The 13,976-nt window shown below is 65.3% G+C and carries 16 protein-coding genes; 10 read left to right on the top strand and 6 right to left on the bottom strand.

Going from position 1 to position 13,976, the window contains the following annotated elements; translation table 11 throughout:
- Positions 1–36: 36 nt before the first annotated feature.
- From B208_RS0100820 to B208_RS0100810, 3 genes are all read left to right on the top strand, one after another.
- Positions 37–1,026 (top strand): DMT family transporter, encoded by a 990-nt coding sequence (locus B208_RS0100820; RefSeq protein WP_232423683.1) that lies wholly within the window; start codon positions 37–39, stop codon positions 1,024–1,026.
- Between the two features lie 160 nt (positions 1,027–1,186).
- Positions 1,187–1,330, top strand: a complete 144-nt coding sequence (locus B208_RS0100815; protein WP_232423682.1) for a hypothetical protein — start codon at positions 1,187–1,189, stop codon at positions 1,328–1,330.
- Positions 1,330–1,560 carry a hypothetical protein gene (locus B208_RS0100810; protein ID WP_007978469.1) on the top strand — a complete coding sequence of 77 codons (231 nt, stop codon included), beginning with the start codon at positions 1,330–1,332 and terminating at the stop codon, positions 1,558–1,560. Before B208_RS0100815 ends, B208_RS0100810 begins: the two co-directional genes overlap by 1 nt.
- On the opposite strand, the gene B208_RS0100805 is transcribed toward B208_RS0100810, so the two are convergent.
- The 4 genes from B208_RS0100805 to B208_RS0100790 form a co-directional block, all read right to left on the bottom strand.
- Complete coding sequence (locus B208_RS0100805) at positions 1,557–1,967, bottom strand: luciferase domain-containing protein (RefSeq protein ID WP_007978467.1); 411 nt, start codon at positions 1,965–1,967, stop codon at positions 1,557–1,559. The genes B208_RS0100810 and B208_RS0100805 overlap by 4 nt on opposite strands.
- Entirely contained in the window at positions 1,964–2,284 is a 321-nt protein-coding gene (locus B208_RS0100800; RefSeq protein WP_007978465.1) for a 2Fe-2S iron-sulfur cluster-binding protein, read from the bottom strand. The genes B208_RS0100805 and B208_RS0100800 overlap by 4 nt, the downstream gene beginning before the upstream one ends.
- Positions 2,285–2,529: 245 nt before the next feature.
- Positions 2,530–3,531 carry a TIGR04024 family LLM class F420-dependent oxidoreductase gene (locus tag B208_RS0100795; protein WP_007978463.1) on the bottom strand — a complete coding sequence of 334 codons (1,002 nt, stop codon included), beginning with the start codon at positions 3,529–3,531 and terminating at the stop codon, positions 2,530–2,532.
- Positions 3,532–3,621: 90 nt separating this feature from the next.
- The gene (locus B208_RS0100790) at positions 3,622–4,911 is read right to left on the bottom strand and encodes an MFS transporter (protein ID WP_007978461.1); all 1,290 of its coding nucleotides are present in this window, start codon (positions 4,909–4,911) and stop codon (positions 3,622–3,624) included.
- Between the two features lie 88 nt (positions 4,912–4,999).
- Here B208_RS0100790 and B208_RS22865 point away from each other — a divergent pair, with 88 nt between their 5' ends.
- From B208_RS22865 to B208_RS0100755, 5 genes are all read left to right on the top strand, one after another.
- Positions 5,000–5,386 carry a winged helix-turn-helix domain-containing protein gene (locus B208_RS22865; protein WP_007978459.1) on the top strand — a complete coding sequence of 129 codons (387 nt, stop codon included), beginning with the start codon at positions 5,000–5,002 and terminating at the stop codon, positions 5,384–5,386.
- A gap of 173 nt (positions 5,387–5,559) precedes the next feature.
- Positions 5,560–6,636: a putative sulfate/molybdate transporter gene (locus B208_RS0100775; RefSeq protein WP_007978457.1), complete on the top strand. Its 1,077-nt coding sequence runs from the start codon at positions 5,560–5,562 to the stop codon at positions 6,634–6,636.
- A gap of 25 nt (positions 6,637–6,661) precedes the next feature.
- Positions 6,662–7,846: an alpha-hydroxy-acid oxidizing protein gene (locus B208_RS0100770; protein WP_007978456.1), complete on the top strand. Its 1,185-nt coding sequence runs from the start codon at positions 6,662–6,664 to the stop codon at positions 7,844–7,846.
- Positions 7,847–7,915: 69 nt separating this feature from the next.
- The gene (locus B208_RS0100765; protein ID WP_007978453.1) at positions 7,916–8,890 is read left to right on the top strand and encodes a PrsW family intramembrane metalloprotease; all 975 of its coding nucleotides are present in this window, start codon (positions 7,916–7,918) and stop codon (positions 8,888–8,890) included.
- Positions 8,891–9,091: 201 nt separating this feature from the next.
- Complete coding sequence (locus B208_RS0100755) at positions 9,092–9,538, top strand: plastocyanin/azurin family copper-binding protein (RefSeq protein WP_007978449.1); 447 nt, start codon at positions 9,092–9,094, stop codon at positions 9,536–9,538.
- A gap of 233 nt (positions 9,539–9,771) precedes the next feature.
- Here the strand turns inward: B208_RS0100755 and B208_RS0100745 are convergent, their stop codons facing one another.
- Complete coding sequence (locus B208_RS0100745) at positions 9,772–11,328, bottom strand: long-chain-fatty-acid--CoA ligase (RefSeq protein WP_007978447.1); 1,557 nt, start codon at positions 11,326–11,328, stop codon at positions 9,772–9,774.
- 147 nt (positions 11,329–11,475) lie between these two features.
- Here B208_RS0100745 and B208_RS0100740 point away from each other — a divergent pair, with 147 nt between their 5' ends.
- Both B208_RS0100740 and B208_RS0100735 read left to right on the top strand, forming a co-directional pair.
- Complete coding sequence (locus B208_RS0100740; RefSeq protein WP_007978445.1) at positions 11,476–12,870, top strand: cryptochrome/photolyase family protein; 1,395 nt, start codon at positions 11,476–11,478, stop codon at positions 12,868–12,870.
- Between the two features lie 365 nt (positions 12,871–13,235).
- Positions 13,236–13,601 (top strand): hypothetical protein, encoded by a 366-nt coding sequence (locus tag B208_RS0100735; protein ID WP_007978444.1) that lies wholly within the window; start codon positions 13,236–13,238, stop codon positions 13,599–13,601.
- 111 nt (positions 13,602–13,712) lie between these two features.
- On the opposite strand, the gene B208_RS0100730 is transcribed toward B208_RS0100735, so the two are convergent.
- Positions 13,713–13,976, bottom strand: coding sequence for a DUF7521 family protein (locus tag B208_RS0100730; protein ID WP_007978443.1), 264 nt, complete (start codon positions 13,974–13,976; stop codon positions 13,713–13,715).

Genomic DNA, 13,976 nt, shown 5'->3' with positions numbered 1-13,976 from the left:
CGTCACCAACTGAACGAAGGTGTTCGAGAAGATCTCATGATTCCATCACGATATCGAAATGCGGTGTTGTTCGCCCTGCTCGCGGTCATCTGGGGTTCGTCGTTCGTCGCCATCGAAACCGGCTTGCGAACGCTTCCGCCCGTGCTGTTCGCGGCGCTCAGATACGACATCGCCGGTGCGCTGCTGTTGGTCGCCGTCGCCGTCTTGGGACGCCGACGCGACGACTTCCAGTGGCGGCCGGTGACGCGAACCGACTGGACGCTCGTCGGCATCGGCGGCGTCTTCATGTTCGGCCTCTACCTCGCGCTCGTCTTCACCGGCCAACGGTACGTCACCAGCGGCGTCGGTGCCGTCGTCCTCAGCCTCAAGCCCGTCGTCACGCCGCTGTTCGCGCTAGCATTGTTGCCGAACGAGCGGTTCAACGCGCTCGAAGTCGCGGGCGTCCTGCTCGCGCTCGTCGGCGTCGTCGTCGTGGCCGACCCGACTTCGCTCGGCGGTTCGACCGTCGGCGTCGGCCTCCTGTTCGTCGCCGCGACCGTCTTCGCGCTGGCGTCCGTGCTGACCCAGCGACTCCGGACGACGCTCCCGGCCCTCTCCCAGCAGGCGTGGATGATGGCCGTCGGCGCGCTGGTCCTGCACGCGACGAGCGCCGCGCTCCGCGGTTGGCCGAGCGTTTCGTTCACCCAACCCGCCCTCGTCTCGTTGGCGTATCTCGCGGTGGTCGTCAGCATCGTCGGGTATTTCATCTACTTCGACCTGTTGGAGGGCATCGGCGCGAACGAGGCCAACCTCGTGAACTACGTCGTTCCCGTGGTCGCCACGCTGTTCGGGGCGCTCCTGCTCGGCGAACCCATCACCGACGCCACGATTACGGGATTCCTCGTCATCGTCGCCGGGTTCGTCCTGCTGAAATGGGCGGCCCTCAAGCGCGGCGTCGTCGCCGCGCGCCGCCCGTCCCGCTCGCTCCCCGGCGCGACTTCCTCCGAAACGGTCGTCGTCTCCGGGAACGTCTACTACCGCGGATAACCGGGTGAGGTAATCGGGAGCTGTTCTCTCTGTTTTGTCGGGGTCGGGTCGGCGGACTCGCGGGTATCGAGTTGGTTTCCCGACACCGAACAATGTGTTAAAAATGTTGACTCTCCGGCTCGCCCGAACGTACAAGTCGAACGCCGTCGTGTCGAATCGCATGGCGACTTGTCCCTACTGCGAGGAAGACATCACCGACTGGGCACAGCGTCTCGAACGCGGGGCCGCGGCGAGCACGCCGAAGGTCTGGACGTGTCCCGACTGCGACCGCGTGCTCGGCATCACGGACTGGGGGTCCGCGTAGTGCCCCTCGAAGGGTGGCGACGGCGGGAGGATTTGGAGGGCGGCAAGCAGATTCGAATCTGGCGCAGCGACGACGGCGCGCGGGAACTGTACGTGGAGAACCTGACCTACCGCGACGAGGGATACGCCGTCTACGCCTACGACGTGCCCGAGGACGAGTGGCACGCCATCGCCGAATCCGATTCGCGGGCCGAGGCCGTGGAAGCGGCGACCGAGTGGGCGACCAGTTAGAGGAGCGCCCGCAGTTCGTCGCTGGGGTCGAGGGCGTCGAGTTCCGCGTCCACGTCGAGGTCCGACAGGGCGTCCTCCCCGGCCGCGGTGTTCGCCATCGCCGTCGCGTGCGAGAGATAGGACAGTCGCAAGAGCCAGCGCGCGTCGGCAACGTCGTCCGAGTCCCCGACGTGGAAGGTCGTCCACCCCGATTCAGGATAGATGTGGTGGGGTTCCGTTCGCCCCGCCGCGACGAGTTCGTCGCGCACGCGCCGCGGAAACGCGATGTCGAGGATACCCCACTCGTGAACGTGGCCGATCTCCCGCGGGCCGAGCGTGAACTCCGTCCCGCCGAACCGGTGTTCGCCGATTTCCACGCCGTCCCACTCCGAGACGTCCGCGACGAGCGCGTCGATTTCGGCGGTCATCGCTCCACCTTTTGCCCCCAGAAGCCGCCGTGTTTTCGAACCGTTACGTCGCCGAGCACCCGCGTTTGACAGGCGAGTCGAAGCCCCGACTCCGGGTCGTGGGGGGGTTTCGAGAGCCGATTTCGCTCGCTCGATTTCTGCTCGCTCACGTCTCCTTCCACCTCGACGGCACACGTTCCACAGACCGCGTTTCCTCGGCAGTTCAGATAGTGCGCCGACCCGTTGTGCGGCGTCTCGTCGGCGGCGAGCAACACGTTTCGAAGCACCGACCCCTCCTCACACTCCATCTCCCGACCGCGATAGCTGACGGTGGGCATACTATGTTATTATGTCGCACGCACGCTTGCTCCTTTCGGGAAAATCGCGTCGCGGGTACGATGTCGTCGCTCCGGAGACGGTTCGGGTACGAAGAAACCGGGCGTGGCAATAGAGAGATGGCCCGTCGCGGGCCACCGTTCTGTGGTTGCAGTCTCTATGAGGCACGTGTGGGACGCCGGGAACACGTCCCGGTTTCCACTGGGTATCCCACGGAAAAACTGCTATTTCCTAACTAGTTGGGGAGTCACGGAGCCAGCGCGCGCATGGTCTCGCGCGCCTCCTCGACCGTCGCACCGCGGGGGGACCCGACCGCGACCGAATCGACGCCGTCGATGTCGGCGAACTTCTCGAACTCCTCGCGGGCGCGTTCGGGCGTTCCAGCGGCAGAGAGGTGGTCCAACAGGTCGTCGTTCACCAGTTCGGTCGCCCGCTCCTTGTCGCCGTTGCCCCACGCCGTCGAGATGTCGTAGGCGACGTCCTCGTAGCCCTGTCGGGCCAGCGAATCGCGGTAGTACGTTCCCATGCCGCCGATGTAGAAGGCAGCGTGCTGGCGGGCGAGGGTTCGGGCGCGCTCGCCGTCGTCCAGTGCACAGCAGGTCAGCGAAAGCGTCACTTCCACGTCGTCCTCGTCGCGGTCGCCGAGGTCCACGCCCCTGCGCAGGTCGTCGAGTCGGTCTTCCATGCCGTCGGGGGTGAACAGCGTCGCGTGCCAGCCGTCGGCGAACCGCCCGGCGAGTTCCACCGACTTCGGCCCCATCCCGGCGGCGTCTATCGGCGGCGGCGTCTCCGGCGGGTCACACCGCAGTCGGAAGCCACCCAGCGTGAAACAGTCGCCGTCGTAGTTCACCGTCTCGCCGGAGAGCACCTTTCGAACGATGTCGATGGTTTCGCGGGTGCGCCGGAGCGGGCGGTCGAACGCCTCGCCGTGCCAGCCCTGGATGACGGCCGGACCGCTCGGGCCGATACCGACGCGAAACCGCCCGTCGGACACCTCTTGGAGCGTCGCCGCGGTCTGGCCGATGAGCGCGGGCGACCGCGAGTAGACGTTCACGATGGACGGCCCGAGACCGATTTCGTCGGTCCCGAGCGCCATCGCGGTCAGACTCGTCACCGCGTCGCGGCCCCACGTCTCGGGGAGCCACGCGTGGTCGTACCCCAACTCCTCCGCCGTCCGTGTCAGGTCCACGAGCGTGTCCACGCTCGGTTGCGCCGCGACCGGGAGATGCACCGTTTGCTTTGCAGGCATTTCCTACGAATGATTCGTGTGGACACCTATCAGTGTCGATGTTCACGATTCGTCAGTTTCCGGGAGTTGTTTTTCCGGTTCCGACCGTCCTCACACGCCGAACGAATTGGACTCGATGTCCGTGACGGGCGGGAACGCACGAAGTGACGGCACGACCAGCCAGTAGCCGACGAGCAGACAGTACCCCACCGCGGAGAGGCCGATGACCGTCGCGCTTCCGTACGCATCTCCGAGGAAGCCACCGACGAGGTACCCGAGTGGGCCGATGGCGGCGACGAGGCTCCCGATAGTCGAACTCACCCGCGCGAGCAAGTCGTTCGGAACGCCGGTTTGAATCGTCGCGCTGACGAGGACGTTGTAGATTCCGATAGGGATGGTTGCGATTCCGTAACAGAGGAGCGCCGCGGGCAGCCAATCGACCGAGACGACGCCGAGTTTGCCGACCGCGGCGACCAGAAAGCCGACGACGACGAAGCGACCGAACGGAACCGTCTCGAACCGCGACGCGACGAGCGACCCCACGAGGAGACCGACGGTCATGGCCGCGATGAGCAATCCGTACGTCTCCGCCCCGCCGAGCGAATCGGCGAACGCCGGGAGCACCGCCGTCGATGCGCCCGTGAACGCGCTCACGAGACTCGCCGCGATGACCATGTGTCCGACGACCGAGTTCCGAATCAGGTCGCACCCCTCGCGGATGTCGGCGACGTACTCCGCGGCGCTCGGTGACGTTCCGGTCTTCTCGGTCGTGGGGACGTTCAGCAGGGCGAAAAAGACGGCACCCACGACGAACGTCGCCGCGTCGAATGCGAACAGCGCGACGGCACTGAAGAGGGCGATGAGCGCCCCCGACAGGGCTTGCGCCACCGCCCCGATGGTCTGGTGCGTCGCCGAATCGAGCGAGTTCGCACGCGGCAGGAGTTCGTCGTCCACGAGTCGGGGGAGGGCGGCCTTTTCCGCCGGAGCGTTGATTCGTTCGAGCAGTGCGAGCACCCCGACGACGGCGAGGACGAGAGTGACACTCGGAGTGTGAACGGACGCGACGAGGGGAATCGAGAGCACGACGACGGCTTGCGCCGCTGCGACGAGAACGAGGAGTCGGGAGATGCGTGAGCGGTCGACGATGGGACCGAACAGAAACCCGAACACCACCGGAAGCCGGGACAGAAATCCGGCGAGTCCGGTGTAAAACGTCGAGCCAGTTAGCTGATACACCAACCACATCGACGCGATGGAGTACAGTTTGTCGCCGACCCTGTTGACGATGCGAGCGAAATACAACCGGCGAAATCCCGTGTTCGCGAGCAACGTTCCCGTCTTCGACGCGCCGAACCGTTCGCGCCACCCCGCCGATTCGGACGACGAATTGACATCTTCCATACGGACCATCGCGCCGCACGGATAATGAGGATTCGGCGAACGCCGCTTCTGTAAGAATACATACTATTTTGCGAGGGATTGATGGGAGATGCCGTCGAACGACTTCGACATGACCTACGGGACGGACACCTCGATGGACGAACTCGCCGTTCTCGGCAACGAGATTCGCATGTCCATCCTCCGGGAACTCGCCGACGCTTCGGAGTCGCTCTCTTTCACCGAACTCCGCGAGCGGGTCGGCGTCCGCGACACTGGCAAGTTCAACTACCACCTGACGAAACTCTGTGAGTACTTCGTCCGGCAAACCGACTCTGGATACGAGTTGGGCCACGCCGGAACGCGGGTCATCACCGCGGCGACGCCGGAGGCGGCGACCGAGTTCGACGCGAACGAGGCCGACGATTCGTGTCCCGTCTGCGGCGAACGGGACTGTCAAAAACTGTTCCACGTCCACCTGACGCCGAATCGGTTCTGACGGCTGCCTTCGCCAGCGACCGTATCGATAGCGGACGGAGATTCGAGCGACGATTTCGAAGACACCGTGCGAGCTTTTTAAAATGTAACCGAATATGGTTACTAAATTGGTTGAGAATAGCCGCATTCGGTTTCTGCGTAACCATTTACCGCTTCATTTCGTATCTCTCTCCGATGACAGAGGTCGCGCTTGGAAACGACACGCGGTTCGAACTCACGGCTTCCGACGTGACCGGTGCGGTCGGCGATTCGATAACCGTCCTTCCCATCGTGGTCGCCGTGGCCGCGCTCACCGACCTGCACCTTCCGACCCTCCTCCTCGGCTTCGCCGTCTTCCAAATCGTCTGGGGGGTTCACTACGACCTCCCGATTTCGGTCGAACCGATGAAGGCGCTCGCCGCGCTCGTCATCGCGGGGTCGCTCACCACCGGCGAGTTCGTGACCGCCGGGGCAGTCGCGGGAGTCGTCCTCCTCGCGGTCGGCCGGACGGGGACGCTCTCTCGCATCACGCCGTACGTCGGCGAACCGGTGGTACGGGGCATCCAGGTCGCGGTGGCGCTCATGCTCGCCCGAACCGGGGTCGAACTCGGGGCGGGAAACCCGACGGTTGCGCTCGTCGCCGTCCTCATCACGGGCGTCGTCGTCGCGCTGGGCTACCGCCGGGCGAGCGCGTTGGTCGTCCTCGCGTTCGGCGTGGTGCTCGCGGAACTGAGCGTCGGCGTGCCGTCGCCCCGGCTTCCCCAACTCGCGCTCGGATTCTCGCCCGCGCTGACCGAAACCACCCTCTCGGCGACGCTGGGGCAACTGGCGATGACGGTCGGGAACGCCGCGGTCGCCACCTCGCTCCTCCTCGCCGACCTGTTCGACGCCGACGTGGCCCCGGACGAACTGGCGACGAGCATGGGCGTCATGAACCTCCTCGCGGTGCCCTTCGGCGCGATGCCGATGTGCCACGGGAGCGGCGGCGTCGCCGGGAAGTACGCCTTCGGCGCGCGGAACGCCGGTGCCAACCTCGTCCTCGGAATCATGTACGCGCTGGCCGCGATTTTCGCGGCGTCGGTCGTCGCCGCCTTCCCGCTCTCCGTCTTGGGCGTCGTCCTCGTCGTCGTCGCGTTCTCGCTCGCTCGGTCGGGACTCGACACCACGAACCGGTGGTTCGCGGTCGGCGTGGGCCTGCTCGGCCTCCTCACGAACGTCGGAATCGCGTTCGTCGTCGGCGTCGGCGCGTGGTGGGTGCGGAACAAGCTATAATCCGTCCCGACCTGACAGTTCGTCCATGAACGACCCCTCGAAACCGTTCGGACCGAACCGCCAGCGAGAGGTGTACGCGGGCGGCATGCTCGCCGACCAGACGCCGGACCTGCCGACCTCACCCGACGAACTCGCCGACCTCGCGCGCGAGCATCTTCCGCCGGAAGCCCACGCCTACGTCGCCGGGTCGGCCGGGTCCGAGAGCACGAAGGGCGAGAACCGCCGCGCGTTCGACCGCTGGCGAATCGTCCCGCGGATGCTCCGCGACGTGTCGGAGCGCGACCTCTCGGTCGAAATTCTGGGCCAAACGCTTCCCGTCCCGGTCATGCTCGCGCCCGTCGGCGTCCAGTCCATCATCCACGAGGAGGGCGAACTCGCCACCGCGCGGACCGCCGCGGACCTCGACGTGCCCCTCGTGTTGAGTTCGGCGTCGTCCGAGACGATGGAGGACGTGGCCGAGGCGTTGGGCGACACCCTCGGCTGGTTCCAACTCTACTGGAGTGCCGACCGGGACGTGACCGCGAGTTTCGTCTCGCGGGCCGAGGACGCGGGCTACGAGGCCATCGTCGTCACGCTCGACACGCCGATGATGGGCTGGCGCGAACGCGACGTGGACCACGCCTACCTCCCGTTCCTCGACGGCGAGGGCGTGGCGAACTACCTCTCCGACCCCGCGTTCCGCGACGCGCTCGACGCGCCGCCCGAGGAGGACATGAGTTCCGCACTCTGGCGGTTCACCGAAACTTTCGGGGACCCGTCGCTGTCGTGGGACGACCTCGATTTCCTCCGGGAACACACCGACCTGCCGATACTGCTGAAGGGAATCCTCCATCCCGACGACGCGCGCGAAGCGGTCGAACGCGGCGTGGACGGACTCGTCGTCTCGAACCACGGTGGACGGCAGGTGGACGGCGCTATCGGCGCACTCGATGCCCTGCCCGACGTCGTGGATGCCGTCGGCGACGACGTGCCGGTCCTCTTCGACAGCGGCGTCCGTCGCGGGGCCGACGCGTTCCGCGCGGTCGCGCTCGGAGCCGACGCCGTTCTGCTCGGGCGACCGTACATCTACGGCCTCGCAATCGCGGGGCGGGAGGGTGTTCGAGGGGTGCTTCGAAACTTCCTCGCGGACCTCGACCTGACGCTGGCGCTCTCGGGTCACACCTCGTTCGAGGACGTGACGCGCGCCACGCTTCGAGAGACGGGCGACTGATTCGCCCCGTGAGCGAGGAAACCCTTTGAGGCTCGCGGCCGTATCGAAGACGAGTATGGGGGAGAACGGATGGGACCGGACGACCGGACCGAGGGACAAGAGCGGACGATGATGGGGGGAGAGGACCCGTACGACATCGAGTCGTGGGAGCCGCGAACGTGGATGGACAAGCTCTCGCTTCGCTTATATCACCTCCTCTCGGAAGCGACTCGCATCGTCACGCTCGCGCTCGCGCTGACGTTCGTCGTCATCGAACTCGGATTGGTCGCGACGACGCTCTCGCGTCGTCCGCTTCTCGGCCTGTTCTCGTTCCTCTCTATCGTCCCCGCGTTGCTCCTCGCGGTGTACATCTGGCGCGTCGATCCGACCGAACGGGAACCGATTCCGACGCTCGTCGTCACCTTCCTCCTCGGCGTGGTGTTCGCCGCGTTCGCCGCGATTATCAACACCGTCGGAATCGGGCTGTTGTCCGAAGTCGGCGTGGAGGCGCTCGCCATCGTTCCGTTTTTCTTCTTCGTCGTCGGTCCAGTCGAGGAGACGGTGAAGTGGCTCGCGGTCCGGTTTCACGCCTACCGCACGCCGCACTTCCAAACGGCCGTCGATGGGGCCGTCTACGGCGCGATGGCCGGACTGGGCTTTGCGACCATCGAGAACCTGACCTACGTCGTCGGGTCGGTGGGTCCCCACGGCGGTACCGCCGTCACCGTCTCGGGCGTCGCCGTGACGCGGGCCATCGTCGGCCCGAACCACGTCCTCTGGGCGGCCATCTCGGGCTACTACCTCGGCTTGGCGAAGATAGTCCCCACGAACCGCGGGCCGATAGTCATCAAGGGAATCGCACTTCCGGCACTCCTCCACGGCTTTTACAACTCGACCGCCGGGTTCGTGACGAACTTGCTCGCCACCATCTTCGGCGGCGACGTGTTGCTGTGGCTGCTGGCGTACGTGCTCGTCTTTTCCGGCCTCGTGGCGACGTACCTGTTCCGGAAGATTCGCCGAGCGCGGGAGTACTACGAGGAACAGATACGAATCGGGTGGCTGTGACGAACGGCGTCGCCGACGATGGAATCGATTCCGGAATCGTCGTTCCCCGCCGCGCTCGCGGGGACGAACATGTTCACGATAGAGTTGATGGCGTGGTCTTCCCTCGAAAACGAACGTGAACGCTCGCATCGACGACTCCGAGGACGACGCAATCGAACCCCACTTTTACGCGTGCTTCGTGGGGGAGAGTGAGAGAGATTCATGACCGAATCCGAAAGCGGAACGACGCGCCGGGCGTACCTCCGGCGAATCGGGGTTTCGGGAGCGCTCGGCGTAATCGGGGGGCTCGCCGGGTGTACCAGTTCGTCCGACGGCGGGACCACGACGCCGACCACCGCGGTGGACGCCGACGCGACGGTCGAAGTCGGGCCGGACTACGAGTACGGCTTCGAACCCGGCACCGGAAAACCGCTGCACGTTTCGACGGGGGATACCGTCCTCTGGGTCTGGAAGTCGAACACGCACAACATCATCGTCGGGTCGCAACCGGACGGCGCGAACTGGGACGGAACGCCGGGCGGTCGAAGCGACGTGTACGACGCGGGGTATCGGTACCACTACACGTTCGAGGTACCCGGGAAGTACCACTACTGGTGTCAGCCGCACAAGGCGATGGGTATGGTCGCGGATATCGTCGTCGAAGAGTAGCGTCCCGTCGAGAAATAGGGAGTCACGGAGTCGCGTCGCGTCGAAGAAAGGTGTCGCGTCGAAGAAAGGTGTCGCGTCGAAGAAGCGGGATGTCCATCTGGTGGCGCATCCCGCCCCGTGAAACCATGAACAACGGAAACCGTTCGCGTCCGAACGGTCACGATGCGGCTGGTGAACGCCAGCCACAGACACGTTGTGACACGGGTACTATCAAATTTTCTATCAGTGTCGGCCTACTGCTGTCGCAGTTCGAACTTTTGGACCTTTCCGGTCGTCGTTCGCGGGAGTTCGTCCACGAACGCGACTTCGCGGGGATGTTTGTACGCCGCGAGGTTGTCGAGGCAGTACTCCTGAATCTCCTCTTCGGTCACGTCCGCGTCCGGCACCGTCACGACGAAGGCCTTGACCGTCTCGTTCCGGCGCTCGTCGGGAATGCCGACGACGGCGGCGTCCGCGACGGCCGGGTGCTCGAAGAGCAACTCTTCGACTTCACGCGGATAGACGTTGTACCCCGCCGTGTTGATCATGTGCTTCTTGCGGTCCACGACGTAGAAGAAGCCGTCCTCGTCCCAGTAGCCGATGTCGCCCGTGTGGAACCAGCGCTTTCCGTCCGCCTCCGTGAAGGCCTCCGCCGTCGCGTCGGGGAGTCCGGCGTACCCGGCCATCACGTTCGGCCCGGCGATGACGATTTCGCCGGTCACGTCGTCCAATTCCGCGTCGTCCTCGGCGAGCGGTCCCTTCTCGACCGGCGGCAGTTCCTCGAAGTCGTCGTTCACGATGCGGGCGCTAACGCCGTCGATGGTCGTACCGATGCTGCCGACCCGACGACCCTTCTCGGGCGTGTTGAAGTGCGTGACCGGACTCGTCTCGGTCAGGCCGTAGCCCTCGTAAATTTTCGCGTCGTACAGCTCCTCGAATCGACGGAGCACTTCGATGGGGATGCCGCCGCCGCCGACCCCGGCGAGTCGGAGGGACGAGAGGTCGAAGTCGGCCGCGTTCGGCTGGTTGATGATGTCGTTGTACATCGCGGGCACGCCGTGCATCAGCGTCAGTTCCGCCTCCTCGATGAGCGACAGGGCCTGTTGAGCGTCCCACGTCGGAAGGGGGTAGAAGACGCCGCCGCTGAACAGGGTGGCGTTCATGCACACCGTCATCCCGTAGATGTGGAACAGCGGGAGGACGCCCAGCAGCGAGTCCTCGGAGTCGATGCCGCCCGGAGCGAGGGCCGCGGCTCCGTGCGCGTTCGACGTGAGGTTGTGGTGGGTCAGTTTCACACCTTTCGGCGTCCCTGTCGTCCCGCTCGTGTACGGTTGGACCGCGAGGTCGTCGTCGTCCCGCGGTTCGATTTCGCCGTCGCCGTCGCCGAGGAAATCGCCGAAGAACGCCGCGTCTCCCTCGCTTTCGCCGACGGTGACGACGTGCTCGACGTTCGTATCCTCGCGGACGGCGTCCACGACGGGCACGAGGTCGGGAAGGGTGACGACGACCTTCGCACCGCTGTCGGCGAGCAGGTGGCTGATTTCGCGCGTCCGATACTGTGGGTTCATCGGGACGACGACGCCGCCCGCCGCGAGCGTCCCGTGGAACGTCAGGACGAACTCGGGTACGTTGGGCAGGTAAATGGCAACTCGGTCGTCCACGCCGACGCCGCGCTCCTCCAACCCCGCGGCGAAGCCGCTGATTCGCTCCCAGAGGTCGTCGTACGTCAGCGTTCGCTCCTCCGTGACGATGGCGGGGGAGTCCGCCTGGTCGGAAACCGTGTCCGCAACCGACGCGGTAAGATTTACCATGGCTAGTTATAACGAGGACCCACATTATAAAACATCACTGGAAAATCCTGTGGGATGGATTACCATTGTTAACTCCGTCGCCGGACCGTCGAGAAAACCCCACTGAGTGGGTTCGACGGTTAAGTGGGTCGTCGCCGTTCGTCCTCTATGCACGTCCATTGGCACCGCCGCGACCTTCGGGTCGCGGACAACCGCGCGCTGTCGAGGGGGAGCCCCGTCCTTCCAGTGTTCGTCTTCGACGGGGCGGTGCTCTCCCACGCGGCCCCGCCTCGGGTGTCGTTCATGCTGTCCGCGCTCGAATCGCTCCGGGAGTCCTACCGCGAGCGCGGCGGCGACCTGCTCGTCCTCCGCGGCGACCCGCGCGAGGAGATTCCCCGAATCGCGGCGGCCGCCGACGCCGACCGCGTGGTCTGGAATCGAGATTACTCCGGGCTGGCGAAGGAACGCGACGCCGACGTTCGGGACGCGCTCTCGGATGCGGGAATCGAACGGCGGGCGTTCCACGACGCGCTCTTGCACACGCCGGGGAGCATCACGACGAATCAGGGCGACTACTACTCGGTGTACACCTACTTCTGGAAGAAGTGGCGCGACGGGGCAAAGGACGCGCCGTTCGACGCGCCCGACGAAATCGTCGTCCCGGACGAGGTGGTCGAAGAGGGCATCGAGATACCGACCCTCGCCGACCTCGGCTTCGAGGACCCGGAAGCCGAGATTCCCCCCGCCGGGACCGAGGCGGCCCGCGACCTGCTTTCGGCGTTCTGTGAGGACGACGTGTATCGGTACGACAAGGCGCGCGACTACCCCGCCCGCGAATCGACCTCTCGACTCTCGCCGCATCTGAAGTTCGGCACCGTCGGAATCCGGGAGGTGTGGGAGGCAACCGAGCGGGCGAAAGACGCCGCGGAGAGCGAGGACGCGGCCGAATCCGTCGAGGAGTTTCAGGGACAACTCGCGTGGCGGGAGTTCTACGCGCACGTCCTCGACGACACCCCGTCCGTGGTCGTGGAGAACTACAAGGACTACCAGTACGACATCGCGTGGCGCGACGACCCCGACGGCGTGCGGGCGTGGAAGGACGGCGAGACCGGCTATCCCATCGTGGACGCCGGGATGCGCCAACTCCGCGAGGAGGCGTGGGTGCACAACCGCGTCCGCATGATAATCGCCTCCTTCCTGACGAAGGACCTGCTCGTGGACTGGCGCGAGGGCTACGACTGGTACCGGAGGAAACTCGTGGACCACGACACCGCGAACGACAACGGCGGGTGGCAGTGGGCGGCCTCGACGGGCACCGACGCCCAACCCTACTTCCGCGTCTTCAATCCCACGACGCAGGGCGAACGGTTCGACCCCGACGCGGAGTACATCAAACGGTTCGTCCCCGAACTGGCGGACGTACCCCCGAAGACGGTTCACGAGTGGACCGAGTTGGACCCGGACGAACGTCGGGAACTGGCACCCGACTACCCCGACCCCATCGTGGACCACTCGGAGCGCCGCGAGATGGCTATCACGATGTTCGAGAACGCGAGAGGGTAGGTCAGAGGATAGCGGAAGTGAGCGCCACGGGAGTAGCGTTCACAACCGCGCGTAGCACGTTTTGAACGGCCGTGAAGCGTCGTCGTTCACGCTCGACGGACGGACCAATCGCCGATTGTCGGCGCGTTGTCGTCGTTGTCAGCGGCGGTGCGTGCATGCGGCGAGCGTCGTAACTCCCGCTATCGTCGCGGTAATACGGAAGACGGTCGGTAAGGAGTCGGTGGACGCCGCTCAACGGTGACCGGGGTTGAAATAGCGACCCCCCGACAGGCGAGGACAGGGTTGCGTCACCTTCCGACCGACCCGCGGGAGGACCGACCGAACCACGGGGACCGGGAGGTGAACTCGCACCCGCGGAGAAAACCATGAAAAAGACGCTCAAAATCCTGCTTTCGATGACGGTTATCGCCAGTCTGTTCGCCGTCGGCTTCGCCGGAAACGCGGCCGCGGTGGCGGACGACAACCAAGTACAGCTCAGCGGCCAAGCCGCCGTGTCGAACGTAGACCAAAGTCAGGCGGTCGCACAGGGGAACTACAACCATCAGGAAGATAACGTCGCGCTCTCGGGTGCCATCAGCGTGAACCCGAGTGACGGCGACAACGGCTACGACAGCGGCGAAGCCGAATCCGGCGACGCGATTGCCGTCCAAGCGAGCGCCCAGAGCAACGAGAACGTGCAGGCCGCGTGGTCGAACGCCCAGAACTGGAACGCCCAGAACCAAGACGACTAACTCGGTCGCACGCGACCGAGGACGATTCCTTCGCGGTACCTCTCGTTTTTGCGACGCACTTTTCGCCGTCGAGCCAAGCGTCCGTGACGGTCGGTCGAGGACCGCGACGCGTCATCCGTACAGGGAATAGAGGACGAAGCCCATGCCGACCGCGACCAACATCGTCTGCGCGATGCCGAGCACGAACGCGGAGATACCGAGGGTGTGGATGAGCGTACAGCCCATCGTCCCGCCGAGCGTGAGGAAGACGAAGCCGACGGCGACGAAGAACATCGGTTCGCTCTGATTCCGTCGGTAGCCGCGGAATCCCTGATACGCGATGAGCAGTCCGAGCGCCATGACGAGGAGTTTCCCGGCGAGGAGTTCGAGGCGCAT

This window comes from Haladaptatus paucihalophilus DX253 (genome assembly GCF_000376445.1).
In the GTDB taxonomy this organism is placed as follows: domain Archaea; phylum Halobacteriota; class Halobacteria; order Halobacteriales; family Haladaptataceae; genus Haladaptatus; species Haladaptatus paucihalophilus.
This window is presented reverse-complemented; position numbering and strand designations above follow the sequence as displayed.